Consider the following 16,385-nt stretch of genomic DNA (forward strand, 5'->3'; position numbering starts at 1 on the left):
CTCTACCTAAAAAGGGTTATCTGGACAGATACATAGTGATCGCAAAGACCACCAATAAAAGGGACATCAATAACAGGAATAGCGCCCTTGAGCCTAAGCCTGCAACCGCTGTTTCATCCGCCATAGAGACCGTACCCAATACGGGCAGACCAAGCTCTCGCTTGAGGGCGGATGGGCTATCATACACCGGCCGCATAATGGACATAAACAACGACATAGAGATCCCGGCCCCAAGGCCTGCAACTAACGTCACAATTAAAAATAGTGGCCGGTTGGGCCCCTCTGGTTCAAACGGCAAACGCGGATCTTGCAGAACTTTAATACGAACCCGTTTACTTAAACCTTCCGCTACATCACCGGAAAATTCAGCCTCACCTTGGGTGGCGAGGATGCTATTTAATTTGGTCAGTGCAGTATCACGGTTCTGTTTGAGACGAAGAAACTCAGCCTCTTTGGCCGGAATGGTTGTTTCCTGACGTCGAAGCTGGGCAAGTTGGGATTGATACTCCTGCAAGCGACCTTGGGCAGAGGCCAGATCAACCTCAACCTTACGCAGATCCACAAAGATCTGCTGAGAGATGGGGTCTTGATCGTTACTCTCCATCATCTGGGGCGCTTCATTAAGATGCTTCAAACGAGCTTGAGCCTCTTCCTTACGCCGCTGAAGATCTAGAATTTGATTCCGCAACGAACGAATTTCAGGATGACCTTCATCATAGAGATAGCGTTTCTCCCCCCCGACCATGTAGTGGGTATCTAACATCTCTAAAATACGTTCATCCAGCTGCTGAAGACGTCGATCAATCTCTTCATCCAACGGAATATGCTGCGGCATTGGTTGCGCTTGCATAATGGGCTTGGTAATGCGTTGCCGCTGGGCCAACTGCTCGGCCAACGCCACCCGCTCCTTACTAAGCGCACTCAGTTTTAACCGCTCATCCTCAGCCCGCTGTTTATAGTCCGCCAACCGGCTATAGTAGCCTTGCCCAGCATCCGGGCGGATGAGAGGATTACTGCGTTTAAACTCCTGCCAGGAGAGATCTGCCCGGGCAAATTTGTCCTCAAACTTCTTCACTTGCTCTTTTAAAAAGCGCTGAGCTTTTTCCTGACGACGGTTCTTAACCCCTTCGATGGAGTGCTCCATCAAAATTGCCAGAAAGCCATCAATCACCTGTTTGGTCACTGCAGGATTAGAGTGGTGATGGGTCAGTGTATAGACTGAACGGGTTGAACCTCTGCGCGAGGTAATGGTCAGTTGTTGCCCTAATTTGGCGATGGTCTCTTCGAGGCTTTTTTCATCATACACCTCTTCACGCAGCTTGGTGCTTAAGACCACCCGTTCCCGGTTTTTCAGATTTCGCAGATTATGGATAATACCTTGCGCCTCAGAGGTGACGTCAAAGCGCATTTTGGCCACACCACTGAGATACTCTTTCAAGTCTCCCTGGGGGTTTTCAATGGCTACTTTGGTGAAGGCCTTATACTGGTCCTCCATCATATAAACACCACTCCAGCCCAGGATGCATACCGTCCATGAGACCAACACAATATGCCAGCGATACCGCCACATACCGTGCAGTTGGACAAACACCTGATACTGAATATTGCGCAGGCTGAACTCTTGCATGAATCATCCGAACAGCGACTGAAAATCTAGGGCAAACCAGCACCCTTTATACGGTATTGATCAACCGTAAAGGTGCAGATCCCCAACAAAAAACCGGTCTTTACTTCACGATCCTTCCAACCCTGGAAAAACCGATACCGCCCTTTCTATAAAGACAGACCTACTGTCTATATAGATACCGCAGAGAGCCTTTAAATAGGACCAGGACTAAGTTTTGCAAAAAACAGGCCTAGTTCATAAAGGATAGAACAAAGCAGGGCCATATTACCCGTGCCCCCCACCCAAGTACAGGTACAAGCGTGACCAGCTGGTAGCACAGAGGCCCCTTGTTAAACCGGCCAAGCGACCTTAGGACTGGTCTGTACGGGGTGCTTCAGCCCCTTTACCAAACAGCACAACCTCCACGGAGTGGATTAAAACCAGCAGATCAAAAAAGAGGGTGTGGTTTTTGATATAATAGAGGTCGTATTTCAACTTCTCGGCAGCATCTTCCACCGAGGCACCGTACCCATACTTGATCTGCGCCCACCCCGTGATCCCTGGTTTTACACGGTGCCGTTCGCTGTAGTAAGGAATTTTTTGCTTCAATACTTCGACAAACTCTGGCCGTTCAGGACGGGGACCAACCAGACTCATTTCACCACGTAAGACATTAAGAAATTGAGGAAGCTCATCAATACGGGTGTTCCGTATAAAGCGACCAACCCGTGTTACGCGGTCATCATTTTTTTGTGCCCAGACGGGGCCATCTTTTTCAGCATCCGAGCGCATGCTGCGAAACTTGATCACATGGAAGATTTTTCCGCCATATCCCACCCGAGCCTGCTTGTAGAAGACCGAATCACGACCGCGCCCCTCCAAAAAGACCATTAACGCGGTTAACAGCATAATCGGCCAAAGGGTCGACAGCAAAAGCAGACTGATCAGAATATCAAAACTCTTTTTCAAGACCTCCTGGACCAAATTGGAGGTAATACCATCTGAATGACTAATCCACCACTCCGTACCCAAGGCTTCCATAAGGATCAAGCGCTCTTCCCGCTCAAAAAACTGCGGCAAATCCAACACCAGAATGCGGTTGCTTTTACAGTCCAGCAACTGGTGCATCTCCTCCATGGATACGGCAAGATCAGAGGCGACAACCACCTCGGAAATCTGGTTTTTCTGGCACCAATCTAACAAGCATTCTGTGGGTTCAATCAACCGCGAAGAGTTGACAGAAACCGCGGTGGCTTCCTTCCCCCAAAAGCCCACAATCACCCGATCACCTGGATCTTGGTGGATCATACGCTCGACCATCTTAGCTTGCTTACCGGTACCATAGATCAAGATCCGGCGTTGCAAAGCACTGGGTTCAATGATAAAGCGATAAAAAGCAACACGAATGAGCAAGACCAACAGCAGGGCTATAACCCAGGCATAGACAAAAACCCCTCGCCCAATAAACAGATCAGGCAAGGCATAAAAGAGCATGGTGGTGGCCACCAGACCGATGATAAAGCTTAAACCAATACTTAATGCCTCTTCGGTCATACCTAACCGCATTAAGCGCTGATAACGCCCCGTGGCGGTCATACTGATTAACATGACCACGGCAAAAAAGAGCGCCCTAGGCAGCAGCTCCTGCCGGTGGACTTCATCAAACTCCACCGCCCCCAAAAAACGCAACTCCACACCCAAGTAGACGGATGCCAAAAAGGCAACTGCCTCAAACAGCACCAGCAGGAGAGACCACCTTGAGATGTAATGTCTAAAGATACGTATCATGAATGGCTATCCATGGCCCAAGCCCCTCTTAACCAAGGGCCCGATTATCATCTTGTTTTATAACCGCAAGGTCAGCTACCCATGAGGCTGTAATAGTATAGAAAGCTAGGCACCAACATTCAGGTCTACCATTGACCAAGATAGATCATAGCGACAAAAAGCTTGGAGACAACAGCCCATTGTGCCATTGCCCCCCCCTTTTTCCAATGACTCGCATGCACAGAGTGTATGGAATTCACCCATCCATACACGAACGGTTGTTAGCTACGGCTAAAAATGGAGTAGTTTGGCTTATTAAATTCCATAGATGCTATGGATGAACGAACCGCACTTTCAGCCTCTTTTTTGGCCTCCTCTTTCATGATCGTTTTTTTCACAATCTGGTGCAAAATAACCATCATAGAGAGCAGGTGGTACGGTAAATCAAAATAAGCCAACCCTAAAAACAGGCCCGCCATATAATAACCAACCATAGAAATCAGCAACATACTACTAAGCATCACGGCCCACTGCAGCTCTTCTCGGCGCCGGCACAAACGTCTCGTCTTTAATGACATTCGAATAGAAAAAGCATGCATGAACAAAAAGAGGGTTAAGCCAAAAAAGCCCTGTTCCGCCAACACCTCAAAGAAAATACTATGTGCATCATGCCTTTCAAACGGTACAGGTGCGTACTGTTTAAAGCGATCGGTCGTAAACGTATTAAAACCACCCCCAACAATGGGCCTATCCTTTGCCAACTCCCAAGCCATAACCCATGAGTTCAAACGCCCCATCATGGAGAAGTCGTTACGCATATCGTATAGGGTACTAATTTCAAAAAAGTCATCCATACGCTCTTGCCACTTCCCCGGCATAGCAGTATAGAAAAACCCTGCAAAAACAACCAATACAAGGATACTAAGCATACCTCGACGTGTACGCCCCATCAACAGCGTGATCACAACAGTCAAACCCAACATACCCCCACGGGAATAACTACCGACCACCGTAATAACCGAAAGAATAAACAGGGCCAGAGCCACCTGACGCTCCCAAAGGCGTCTGGCAAAACTCTTTAAATAGAAAAGCAGTGGCAAGGTCATAATCACGGCCAGAGCAAAGGCATTATTGTCACCAATAAAGCTCTGCGCCGGACCATAAACGCGGTATTGGCCCCCAGACAGAATGGTAAACATTCCCCCTTTAACCACCCACACACCAATGGAGATCACGATGACCCAAACCAGATAGTCGAGCCATTTCCGATCCATGATCAGAAAAAACGTGATCAGCACCATTAACTGAATTTTAAAAAACCGGTCAAATTCACCAAAAGCGCGGCCAGGATTAAATGAGGTATAGGATGTTACGACCGTCCAAAGACAGAACAGAATCCAGAATATGGTGACGCCGTTAATGGGAATACGATATTTCACCTCTTTGTTAAAAATCACACCAGCCAGCGTGATTAGCGCCACAAAAAAGTTAAAACGAAAATCGTATGCGTAGCTCCAGGTCAACCGGTGGGGGTTCATATAGCTCATCATAGCCCATAGCATTAATCCGTATTTAGGGCGGACAAAGGCATAGGGCAAAGAGCCAAAGATGAACAGCGTTAGAATAAGATCACGCATGGGCCTGGAAAAACCTCAACAGCACAAACAGGTTCAGAATTGAGCGTAAAAAACCATGAGAAGACGCCACAACCTCACACGTACCCCCTGGCAGATGGTAGGCGTATTCTCGCTTTTTTTCTCGGGGAACAACAGGTAAAAAGGGTGTTATCCAACCGGTGGAACAAGCTTACGGTAGGGTATTTCATACTGCTGGGCACTCTGTTGCCAGGTCCGCTGCTCGGTCACAAAGCGACGCCCAGCTTGGATTATCGCCTGTCGGGTCTCATGGGGGGGCAAGGTGCGTAAACACTCAACCAACGCTTGCTTATGCCCAGCACAGAACATTAAGCCCGTAACCCCCTCTTTAACCAGTTCTCGATGCCCGCCCACATCAGAAACCAATACCGGACGCCCCAGCGCCATGGATTCTAACGGTTTTAGAGGTGTAACAGTTTCTGTAATACGCTGGGAAAGCCTAGGGTACACCATCCAATCACACAGTGCGTAGTAGTCTGCAACCTCTGTTTGGTCCACCCGCCCGGTCATTCGCACCCTATCCCCACATCCCAGTTGGGTGATCAATGCTTTTAGCGCAGAGGCTTCAGGCCCGCCCCCCACCAGCAGCAGGTTACATGCAACCTCTTGTTCCCGCAGTTGAGCGACCGCTTCAACCAGTAATGAGAGCCCCTCGTACGCATAAAACGAGCCGATAAAACCCAGTATGGGCCCAGCCTTAAACCCAAGCTTTTCACGTAAAGCTACATCGCCCTGATCCGGTAGTGGGGCAAACCGTTCGATATCCACGGCATTGGGAATTAAGGTTATTTTATCCTCAACAATCCCTCGTGCCACCATATCGGTTTTTAACCCATCACAAATGGTGGTCACCGCATGGGCCTGTTTAAGGACGTGGCTCTCCAGCAGACGACTTAACCGATAGCGCACCGATCCTGCATGGGTCTGGCCATGGCTTACAGCGGCATCTTCCCAAAAGGCTCTGACTTCATAGACCAAAGGGATCTTAAAATATCGAGATGCCCACACAGCAGCCATGCCATTGAGTGCCGGACTATGGGCATGTAACAACTGTGGTTTTAGTTGGGGAATAAGAAGACGTAAACGCTGTTTCAGATCTTGGATAACAGCAAGCTGATGTAGGGGGCCAATCGATTGCCACCACCCTTGAGAGGGGGGTGTCCGAAAAAAATGAAGATCTTCAAAGGACTCTTCCAGCGCCGAAACAGGCCCTTGCTTGGGCCCGGTCAGCAACCAGGGTTGCCAACCCATCTCTTTTTGAGCACGGATCAGCGCACGGGTACGAAAAGTGTAGCCACTATGCAAAGGAAGACCATGGTCCAAAATGTGTAAAACACGCATGGCTACCCTCTGTGCTTGGATGCGAGAATGGCTTCAAACAGATTTAACTGACCAGTACTGGTGGTTTGCCAGCTAAAGCCCTCGGCATAGCTTCGGGTCTCTTCTCGGCGAGGGAGCTGGTGCAAAAGCGCCTGGAGTGATGTGACCAACGCTTGGGCCGTGCGCGGCGAGAACAGCTGGCCAGCGGCAGGACACGATACCACCTCTGGCGTCCCCCAGACGGCACTGGCAACGACGGGTGTACCACACGCCATAGCCTCTAAAAGAACATTGGCCCACCCTTCCCTGCTGGAGGCAAGAATCAAGGCATCTGCCGCCCCATAATAGGCCCGCAACTGGGTTTGATCCAAAGCCCCCACAAACCGCACCCGCTGGGCAACGCCCAATGTTTGCGCAGTCGTGCGCAACACCCCCTCCATAGGCCCTTCACCACAGATGATCAACTGCAATTCAGGCAGGTCAACCAACGCTTCAATGGCAAGCTCATGACCCTTACGGGCAATAAGGTGCCCAACAGAGAGCACAGTAGGCTGCTGCATGTCTAGTTTTTGACGAAGTTCTTGTCGGGCTTGAGGGGGCTTAAAAAAATCCAGGTCCACACCATTACGCAGAACCGTTACCCGTTCAGGGGCCACACCCAGCTCAAGCAAAGGGGTTTTCAGCGCATCACAGACCGTAATTAACCCAGCAGCCTGATCTGCCGCCCACTGGATCCAACGACGGGGTACCGTATAACGGGGAATTAAATTTAGGTCGGTACCACGGCTGGTAATGACAACCGGTATATTTAGCCACTGTCCAAGCAAGGCTGCGGCCACACCATCCGGGTACATATAGTGGGCATCAATCAACTGAAATGGCCACTGTTGATGCAGTCGGGCTATTTGCCCATACAAGGCTTTGGCCATCAGCCAGGGGGTTATGCTCATCCCTACTTTGGGGATTAAAGGATAACGGGGGTGGGTGACATCAATACCATGCCACTGGCTCTGTGCAACCACAGAAGCCCAACGTGCATAGTGACCAAAACGGGGGTGGGTCGAAGGAAACCAGGGGACAGGTGCGACAACACGACTGTGCAACTTGGACCCAGCATGGTTGTGCAACTGTGCCAAGCGCCGCCCGACAAAGATACCGTGATGGGGCATCTCAGGGTTGGGAAACAGTGTGCTGAAGGTTAGAATGCGCATCAACTTAAATACCGTCTCCAGCGACGTTAAACAGATGTTTCAGCAAAGGGTTACCAAACATTCCATACAAAAACACCTATTGTGCCTGATCCCCCACGTGAAGACCACGACTTCTGTGGCACGTTTTACGCATTAAGGCCTTAGACTCAGGCAAAGGCTATTTTCATACCCCATGCCCTGACAGACTCTTCCAGCTATGATATTAGATAGAAGCGTTGGAACCGACCGCTTCCAAACTAAAACATGATGACCCGGAGCACCGTATGACCTCGACCGCAGATTCCGCACCCCTGTCACCTGAACGGCTGGCCATGCTCTGCTGTCCAGATTGCCGAGGCGAACTCAGCTATCAGCCCGAGGTCCCACGACTTTTCTGCCCCTCCTGCAACCATCGTTATCCCATAGTGGATGGCATTCCCGTGCTACTTCCTGGGGATGTTGAAGCCACTTTTGAGGCGCGGTTTCAGCGCTATTGGGACAGCGAAGAAAAATCAGACCTCTACAACCGTAAAGTCGAGGGCGATGGCGATCTCTTTGGCATTTACAACCATGAGTCAGAGATTTACGGCATGGAGCAGCTTTTACGTCCAGAGAAACAAGGGCGTATTCTCGATGCAGGCTGTGGAAATGGTCGCATGCTGGCCCGCTTTTCTGAAGAAACCGATGCGGTGGGTATTGATGCTTCGTTAAACCTTTTACGCATCGTCAAAAAAGCAGGACGGGGTAACTTCCATGTCTGCTGTGAGTTAGAGCACATTCCTTTTAAAGATGGCCTGTTTGACAGTGTCTTTAGCTGCCGTGTCCTGCAGCATCTTGTGGAACAGCAGAGTGCGGTTCATGAAATGAGCCGGGTCACCAAGCCCGGTGGCGATCTGGTTTTGGAGCTCTATAACAGCTGGAACCCCAAGACCCTCTATAAAAATATCCGCATGTCCAAACGCTGGGGACCTATTTTAAATGCACCGTTCCGGGCCATATTCCGCTCCATGTCCCCCTTCCAAGACTGGGGCATTAATTATGATCGGTATAACAACTGGTTCCAAGTAAAGGAATGGATGCAGCAAGCAGACATGAACGCCTTTGAAGGCCGTGGCGTTGGCTTTGGTTTTCAGAAATATTTTATGCAGCCTTTTTTTGTGGATGCTGTGTTACGCAACCATGCTCCGGGCTTTTTAAAAGGGTTCTACCGTTTCTGTTTTCTCCTGGAACGTCTATTAGGCCACCTACCTTTCTTCCGCTGGAGCTGGGAAAAATTTGTGCTGAGAGGCACCCGCCATGGCTGAGTCTGTGTCACTGTTGGGTAAAGTTAAAAAAACCCTTTACCACCACTACCGAACCAGCCCTCTCTTTGATGGGGAAGCCCGGCAAGAGATTAAAAACGATGGCGATTTAAGCCAACGTCAAGTGATGACTGACGCTGTTCACCTTAAAGCCGCCATCGATTGGATTTGTCGTGCCCATGACACCACAGGGCGCCAAGGGGTTGCTAGGGGCTATGCAGCCGCTTGGAATTTTCATTTTGATGCCAAAGGCTGGCAACCGGCCTACCCCGAGACAACAGGCTACATCATCCCGACATTGATGGATGCCGCTCAGCGGTTGGATAACCCTGAGTTCACGCATCGTGCACTGGAAATGGCCGATTGGGAGATTGCCGTCCAGATGCCCAATGGTGCCGTCATGGGTGGAACAGTAGACCGCCCCCCTTCACCCGCGGTGTTTAATACAGGGCAGGTCATTTTGGGTTGGGAACGTGCCTACCGGGAGAGTGGTGAAAAGCGTTATCTCGATGCCGCATGTCGTGCAGCGGATTACCTGATCTCCGTCCAAGAGACCGAAGGGCATTGGCGCACAGGCAACTCTCAATTTGCCGATGCAAAAACCACCACCTATAACGTCCGTGTTGGTTGGTCTTTGATCTTACTGGGACAGACAGCCAACAACGCCGCGTATATTGAAGCGGGCAAACGCAACGTCGACTCGGCCATTGCCCAGCAAAATGAAAATGGCTGGTTCCGCAGCAACTGCCTCTCTGACCCCGGCGCACCTTTACTGCATACCATTAGCTACGCCATTGAGGGTATCTTAGGCGCAGCACTGGCCCTGGATCACACCCCCTATCTAAAACGGGCACAGCTCGCTGCGGATGCTCTGCTGACAACCATAGATGATCAAGGCTTTATCCCGGGACGTATTGATGGCAACTGGCAAGGCACGGTGGACTGGGCCTGTTTGACCGGTTCATCACAACTGGCAGCACAGCTGCTGCTCCTGGCCAGTAAACTTGACCGTGCTGATTATGCCGACGCCGCTGCACGGCTGATTACTTTTGTCAAACGCACCCAAAACTTGCACAGCAACAACCCTGGTATTTTGGGTGGGATCAAAGGCTCTTACCCCTTTGATGGTGGCTATGGCCGCTATGAGCTTCTCAATTGGGCAGCCAAGTTTTACATCGACGCCCTGCTGCTACAACAGCAATGGCAAAATCGCTAGGTTTATTGATCTGCCATGGAAAATTTGATCCTTGTTTTTCTGCTGGTCATGGCGGGTTATAGCTTTCAGCGGCTACAGGCTTTTCCCGCCCCCCAGGCTGCGGCCATACTTAATCAGTATGTGATCCATATCTCCCTACCAGCTCTGGTGCTCTGGCAGGTTCCCAAACTGCCTTTTTCCACTGAACTACTGGCCCCTCTCCTCATGCCATGGCTGCTGTTGATCATCACAGCTGGGCTGGTTTTGATGGTTGCCAAACTTTTACATTGGAGCCGTCCTCTGACCGGGGGCATGCTCATGGTTGTTCCCCTAGGGAACACCTCCTTTGTCGGGGTGCCTCTGATTGAGGCGCTCTATGGTGGTCATGGTGTACCCTACGCCATCCTCTATGATCAAACCGGGACGTTTTTGGCTTTGGCAACTTACGGGGCCGTCATCCTAGCCGCCTACCACGGCGATGGCATGCCCGGCTTTAAGCCCACTGTCCGTAAAATACTGACTTTTCCGCCCTTTTTGTCCCTGATCGGTGCCCTTATTCTGCGGTTTACCTATAACCCACCCTTTTTGGAGTTCTATCTTCAAAAGTTGGCTGAGACCCTGGTACCTGTTGTGATGGTTGCCGTGGGGCTCTCTTTCAAGCTCCGACCACCACCTGGAGAGAGCTTAGAGCTGGGAATCGGCTTACTGCTAAAACTTGTGGTCACCCCCCTGGTTGCCTTGGCCATCTGTCTAGTCATGGGGTGGCAAGGGGTTGCGGCTGAAGTGACGGTACTGGAAGCAGGCATGCCCTCCATGATTACAGCGGGTGCCTTGGCCATGGCAGCTGGATTTGCCCCCCAAGTTATGGCAGCCATGGTGGGATGGGGTATCGTACTGGCTTTTGGCACACTGTTGATGATAAAACAGCTTCTTTTTCTGCTGGGTTAAGCCCAAGGCAAACACAGAGAGCACCTATGGACTTTTTGGATTGGACCCAGGACAATAGCCCTCTAATTAACGCCCCTGAATAAGCGGATATGCATGAAACTGCTTCTTACCATTAAACCGGTTATGTACCACCAATCCACCGCCTCCTACGCGGTCTTGGCCGAGGTAGACTGGGCACAACAGCGTGTGTTGCGGCAACTGCGCCTACCCGCAGCCAGCTACCGTTGTGATGAAGCGTTCATGGCCCCCTTAATCGGTGGTGTCTGCCACTGGGGTAACCGGCTTTTTATAGCCATGTGGAACTATATTGTTGAGGTGGATTATCACACCTTTCAGATCGTCAACAGCTTCTCCACGCCCCAAATGGCCGACCTACACGGCATAACCACCGATGGCCAAACACTGTGGGTGGCTGCTGCTGCCACAGAAATGGTCTTAGGGTTTGATCTAAAGAGCTTAAAACCAGTCTGGCAATGGGGCCCGGATGCTGCCATTTTGGGGAGCCACCCCCATTTACGTATTCCACCAGCTTGGAACCAAGGCTGGAAAGCACGTTTTCTCTATCATTTAAACAATAAAACACCCCAAGCGTTACTGCCCGGCGAACATCGGCACCAGCATAAAAGCCGTAGCGCCAGCTACCATCACCACCTCAATGATGTGACCTACCATCAGGGTAAACTCTACGTGACCACCAGTAATTGGTATAACACCAACAACCCTGGTGCAGTCATTGAAGTAGATCCGACCACATCCCAGACACGCTTTATGGCCCAACCTGGTAGCTTTGACGGCACCCATGACACACTGTTTGTGGATGACCGTCTCTACGTGACAGAATCTCGACGCAATGGCATTGCATGGATAGAAGCGGATGGCGAGATCCACCGTCAAAAGGTCGAGCCCAGCCCCTATTTTGTCCGGGCTCTACACTGGACAGGTGAGCATTTTCTAACCGGCTTCACCCGCTTACGACATACGCAAGACCCCGCACTACTGATCGCTTTTGATCAAAACTGGCAACCCATAACACATATGGAACTCAGTGGGTTTCATCCAGAAGTTGTGGGTAGTGCCATTCATGCCATGGCCCCTTCCCCTGAGCTAAACTGATGTGTGGTATTGTCGCGGAGTTTGGTCAAAGAAGCCCTCAAGGTGCACGGGAAGCGGCGTTGAACAGATTAACCCACCGCGGCCCTGACCATGGTGGCACCTGGCAACAACAGCACCCTACCCCGGTCTGGCTGGGGCATCGACGTTTGGCCATTGTGGATACCAGCGCGGCGGGTAACCAGCCACTCCACCACCAGCAAGGGGCACTGCACCTGGTTGGTAATGGTGAGATATACAACGCGCCTGCACTACAAAAGCAGTTGGAAGATCTGGGGCATAAGTTTCACTCACACAGCGACAACGAAGCCATTTTGCATGCCTACCAACAGTGGGGCATGGCCTTTCTAGACCATCTTGAAGGCATGTTTGCCTTTATGCTTTGGGACGCCCATAAACAGCGCTTAATTGCCGCCCGTGACCGTCTCGGCATTAAGCCTCTGTTCTACACCCAAACATCAACAGGGGGGGTGGTTTTGGCATCTGAAGCCTCCGCCATGGTGGGGCTCAACGGTGTGGCCAAACAGGGCTATGATCGAGATGCCCTGGCTCACGTGCTGGCTTATGGATATATCCCTGACCCCTATGCCATCTGGAAAGGGGTACACAAGCTCTCCCCCGGTCACGCTTTAACCTGGCAGGCTGGGCAAGAGGTACAGGTACACCCCTACTGGACCCCCCCCACGCAGAGCAACCCTGAATGTGATGACCGCCAGTGGCCTGAGCGGTATGAAGCCATTTTACACGAACATCTGCTTAGTGATGTACCCTTAAGTCTGTTTTTAAGTGGTGGATTAGACTCTACTTCGGTTGCTGTAGGGGTTAAAAAACTGGGGCATCAGCTCAAAGCGTTCTCCTTGGGCTTTCCCAACCACCCACGGGATGAATCCCTGGTTGCCCAGGCAACCGCTGAACAGTTGAACCACCCCTTCCAAAGGGTTGTCATGCAGGCCCAGGGACTTGCTGACCAGATTGATGCAGCCTTGCCAACCCAGGATGAACCGCACCTGTTTGGCTCCTATCTCACCATGCTGAATATCTGCGGGGCGGTGGCCAAAGATTACAAAGTGGTTCTCTCAGGAGATGGGGGGGATGAGCTTTTTGCGGGATACAACTGGTACCGGGATATCCCTACGGAGCTTCCCCGTCTGGCCACCTTAAAACATAAGCTGGCCCGCCCCCTTTTACGCCACGCCCCGATGCCGGAAGCACTGCGCGCACGGGCACGTATGGCCTTTGCCTGTCGATCCCCCCTGCATCGTCATGCATGGCGAACCAGCCACCGGTTTTTACCAGAAGAGATTGAGGCCCTGCTAAAGCCCGCGGACATACCCTACAGTGAAGATGCCTTTTTAGCCCCCCTTGAACGCTGGTTTACACCAGGATTACCTCTGGTTCGAGCGTTACAACGGGTAGATCTTATGACCTTCTGCAGCAACCATATTTGTGCCAAGGTGGATCGAGCCAGCATGGCCCATGCATTAGAGGTGCGGGTCCCTTATCTGGACCGTCGTTTGGTTGAGTGGGCGTTGAGCCGGCCTGAAGATGCCAGGGAAGCACACGGCAATAAACCTCTGATCCGTGACTATGTTGCGCCCCATGTACCTGCCCAAGTCCTCCACCAGAGAAAACAGGGGTTTAGTCTACGCACGGGCTGGCCACCTGGGATGGAAGGAATTTTGATGGGTTGGGTGGATGAGAGCCCCCTCATCCAATCCTCCATCCTACGGGCAGATTGGCGGCGTTTTCTGCCACCTGATGACACCCTTCGTGAACAAAAACTGTGGCTTCTGGCTCTACTGGGACGCTGGATGCACCATCACGCCTAGCCGATCACTCATCCAACCCTCTTGTAACATCCGCCATCCAACCGATGGTATGGATCACACCATCCCCCTGTTAGACAGCTATCCAATGTTTACCCTTAAGAAAAATGAGAGATCAGGCCAAGAGGGAGAGCGGGATTTCTGTATTCACCCAGAGCCTCATACAGCCCTGTCAGGCTGGGGATAAGCCCTGAGAACAACAGCATGGTATATGCTGTGGATATAAAGAGGCCTTACGCCAACGGTCTAAATGATCCTGATCAGACCGACAGGCTTAAACCCCCCTTTCTTTTTAGCCAGCACTACTACTGATGGCTAAAAACCGGGATTTAAGATGAGAGACAACCACCCCCCGGTCCATACGCCAGAGCTCTTTAAGCAAGCCACTACGCCACGCTTGAAACATATGCGCCATAGGTATGGCTGACATGAACAGTATAATAAGCTCTTTTACGACGATCTTATGCTGCCGTTTGGGATGTTTTTTATGCCGTTTGGCAAAGCGATGCCACACATGTAAAACCTCCATGGCTTCTCGCATGGTACGATAATCCTTTAAATAAGGGGGGTACCGCACCATATTCCGTAGCTTTTTTACGCTGATCTCACTCCACAGCTGATCAGGCATCAGGGCTTCCAAATTGGCCTTCACCTGCTGTCGTGCGGCATCCCTACTTTCACCATGCTGTCGCAAGCTACTATTATCACTATGATCACGCTGATCCATCAACAGTGCATCCAAGTTGGCTACTTCCATCACCTGCATCATCTCGCCCCACAACTGATAATCGCTGTGAAAACGATAGGTGGGGTTATAGCGAACCGGTTTACCATTGGGAAGAAGACGACGAAAAATCACAGAGGCGTGGTAAAACGGGTTATGGCAGAGCCAAACCCAACGAATGGCTAAATCCTGCACAGGGGGGATCAACTCCTGTTGCAAGACACCACTACGATCCACCACACGGCTACCACACCCAAGCAGGCCAACCTTGGGGTGCTCACTGAGATAAGCCAGCTGTTTGGCCAAACGCTGAGGATGACAACAATCATCCGCATCCATACGGGCAATCCAGTGACCACGGGCTTGTTGTAAGCCATGGTTTAAGGCCTGGGCCTGGGTTGTGGATGGATCTGAGAGATGCTGTAAAACAATCCGTGCATCCTGACCGGCCAGCTCTTTAAGAATATGCGGGGTACTATCTGTCGAGGCACTGTCCACAATAATGCACTCAAAATCCCCAAAACTTTGGGTCAGAATACTCTCAACCGCTTCTCTTAAAAACAGCTCGCCATCACGCACAGACATCACAAAAGAGACGGTGGGTACCGTCGGGTCCCTAGACCCCTTCTTCGTCTTTTGCATGATCTAACCCCCTATCTGTTCACACAGATCGCCCTCTCAACGACATGTGCTCCGTACAGCTCGATTAATTACGCCCTTTAAAATCCACAATGAGATGCGCCAATATGCCAAAAAACAGCGTCTGCAACCCAAACATACTTAAAGCCAGCACCAAATTGACATGCTGAACAGGCTTAGGGTACAGGCCAAACAACCACTGACCCATTTCAAAACATGCGATCAGGGTACCCAGTGCAAAACAACCCAGCCCGATGGGGGCAAAGATCTTAAGTGGACGTACGGAGACCAACACCAAAAAAATCTGTGGCAACACCTTGAAGGGGTAGCGTAGAGAGATAAACGATTTTCCCGTCACCCGCTTGCGAAACGCGACAGAGACATGCTCAAACCGCATACCTTTACGGTAGGCATCCACAAGAATCTGCTGGGTATAGTTATAATCCCCCGGTAGATAAAACTGACGGGTATACACACGGCTTACGGCAAAAATACCCGGCTGGCTATCTTTTAAGGGCCATTTGGTCAACCAACGCATTAAACCGGTAAATACCTTATTTCCAATCCGACGCACAAACGGCATTTTATAGCTAATTCGCTCAAAGCGGTTGCCATAAACCACATCGGATGTATCCTCAATAATTGGCTGAATCAAGGTCATAATATCGGCAGGATCATGCTGTAAATCTGCATCAAACTTAACCGTGATATCGGCTTTATCACCATGAGCAGCGGTTATGCCACTTCGTACGGCAGCACCCAAACCTTGGTTAACCCGATGACGAACCACCCGATCAGCACCAGCCTGTTCAGCTTCCTGTCGGGTCTTATCGGTTGAGCCATCATCCACCACATAGATTTGCAAGGTCATGTCGGCAGCTTCGTACACCGGCACCTGAGCTTTGAGCGCCGTCACGGTACGCGCAATCATCTCCTCTTCATTATAAGCAGGAACAATGACGATCACTTTCATGGCAAAACCTGTCTGCAGTTGGCATAGATAAACATGGAAACTGAGCGGCCTAATAAAAACATGGCCCCGATAAAAACAAACTACATGATGTTTGAGCCCAGGTCATCGCATGGCATGGATACTCAAGGATC

12 protein-coding genes are annotated in these 16,385 nt (G+C 50.9%); 5 read left to right on the forward strand and 7 right to left on the reverse strand.

Features of this window, described 5'->3' with window-relative positions:
* Positions 1 to 16: 16 nt before the first annotated feature.
* From V5T57_RS14845 to V5T57_RS14865, 5 genes are all read right to left on the reverse strand, one after another.
* On the reverse strand, positions 17 to 1,627 hold the full coding sequence (locus V5T57_RS14845) for a hypothetical protein (RefSeq protein ID WP_332892024.1): 1,611 nt from the start codon (positions 1,625 to 1,627) through the stop codon (positions 17 to 19).
* A 348-nt stretch (positions 1,628 to 1,975) separates the two neighbouring features.
* On the reverse strand, positions 1,976 to 3,394 hold the full coding sequence (locus tag V5T57_RS14850) for a TIGR03013 family XrtA/PEP-CTERM system glycosyltransferase (RefSeq protein ID WP_332892025.1): 1,419 nt from the start codon (positions 3,392 to 3,394) through the stop codon (positions 1,976 to 1,978).
* A gap of 260 nt (positions 3,395 to 3,654) precedes the next feature.
* Entirely contained in the window at positions 3,655 to 5,010 is a 1,356-nt protein-coding gene (locus tag V5T57_RS14855) for a putative O-glycosylation ligase, exosortase A system-associated (protein WP_332892026.1), read from the reverse strand.
* 147 nt (positions 5,011 to 5,157) lie between these two features.
* A complete protein-coding gene (locus V5T57_RS14860; protein ID WP_332892027.1) occupies positions 5,158 to 6,369 on the reverse strand; it encodes a TIGR04063 family PEP-CTERM/XrtA system glycosyltransferase in 1,212 nt (403 codons plus the stop codon).
* A gap of 2 nt (positions 6,370 to 6,371) precedes the next feature.
* Entirely contained in the window at positions 6,372 to 7,559 is a 1,188-nt protein-coding gene (locus V5T57_RS14865; RefSeq protein ID WP_332892028.1) for a glycosyltransferase family 4 protein, read from the reverse strand.
* Positions 7,560 to 7,822: 263 nt separating this feature from the next.
* Here V5T57_RS14865 and V5T57_RS14870 point away from each other — a divergent pair, with 263 nt between their 5' ends.
* The 5 genes from V5T57_RS14870 (at position 7,823) to asnB (ending at position 13,921) form a co-directional block, all read left to right on the forward strand.
* Positions 7,823 to 8,842, forward strand: coding sequence for a methyltransferase domain-containing protein (locus tag V5T57_RS14870; RefSeq protein WP_332892029.1), 1,020 nt, complete (start codon positions 7,823 to 7,825; stop codon positions 8,840 to 8,842).
* Entirely contained in the window at positions 8,835 to 10,055 is a 1,221-nt protein-coding gene (locus tag V5T57_RS14875; protein WP_332892030.1) for a prenyltransferase/squalene oxidase repeat-containing protein, read from the forward strand. Before V5T57_RS14870 ends, V5T57_RS14875 begins: the two co-directional genes overlap by 8 nt.
* Positions 10,056 to 10,070: 15 nt before the next feature.
* Complete coding sequence (locus V5T57_RS14880; RefSeq protein ID WP_332892031.1) at positions 10,071 to 10,982, forward strand: AEC family transporter; 912 nt, start codon at positions 10,071 to 10,073, stop codon at positions 10,980 to 10,982.
* Between the two features lie 93 nt (positions 10,983 to 11,075).
* On the forward strand, positions 11,076 to 12,095 hold the full coding sequence (locus V5T57_RS14885) for a hypothetical protein (protein ID WP_332892032.1): 1,020 nt from the start codon (positions 11,076 to 11,078) through the stop codon (positions 12,093 to 12,095).
* Positions 12,095 to 13,921: an asparagine synthase (glutamine-hydrolyzing) gene (asnB, locus tag V5T57_RS14890; RefSeq protein WP_332892033.1), complete on the forward strand. Its 1,827-nt coding sequence runs from the start codon at positions 12,095 to 12,097 to the stop codon at positions 13,919 to 13,921. Before V5T57_RS14885 ends, asnB begins: the two co-directional genes overlap by 1 nt.
* Before the next feature lie 289 nt (positions 13,922 to 14,210).
* On the opposite strand, the gene V5T57_RS14895 is transcribed toward asnB, so the two are convergent.
* Positions 14,211 to 15,284: a glycosyltransferase family 2 protein gene (locus V5T57_RS14895; RefSeq protein ID WP_332892034.1), complete on the reverse strand. Its 1,074-nt coding sequence runs from the start codon at positions 15,282 to 15,284 to the stop codon at positions 14,211 to 14,213.
* A 64-nt stretch (positions 15,285 to 15,348) separates the two neighbouring features.
* A complete protein-coding gene (locus V5T57_RS14900) occupies positions 15,349 to 16,254 on the reverse strand; it encodes a glycosyltransferase family 2 protein (RefSeq protein WP_332892035.1) in 906 nt (301 codons plus the stop codon).
* Positions 16,255 to 16,385 lie beyond the last annotated feature (131 nt).

This window comes from Magnetococcus sp. PR-3 (assembly GCF_036689865.1).
Taxonomy (GTDB): domain Bacteria; phylum Pseudomonadota; class Magnetococcia; order Magnetococcales; family Magnetococcaceae; genus Magnetococcus.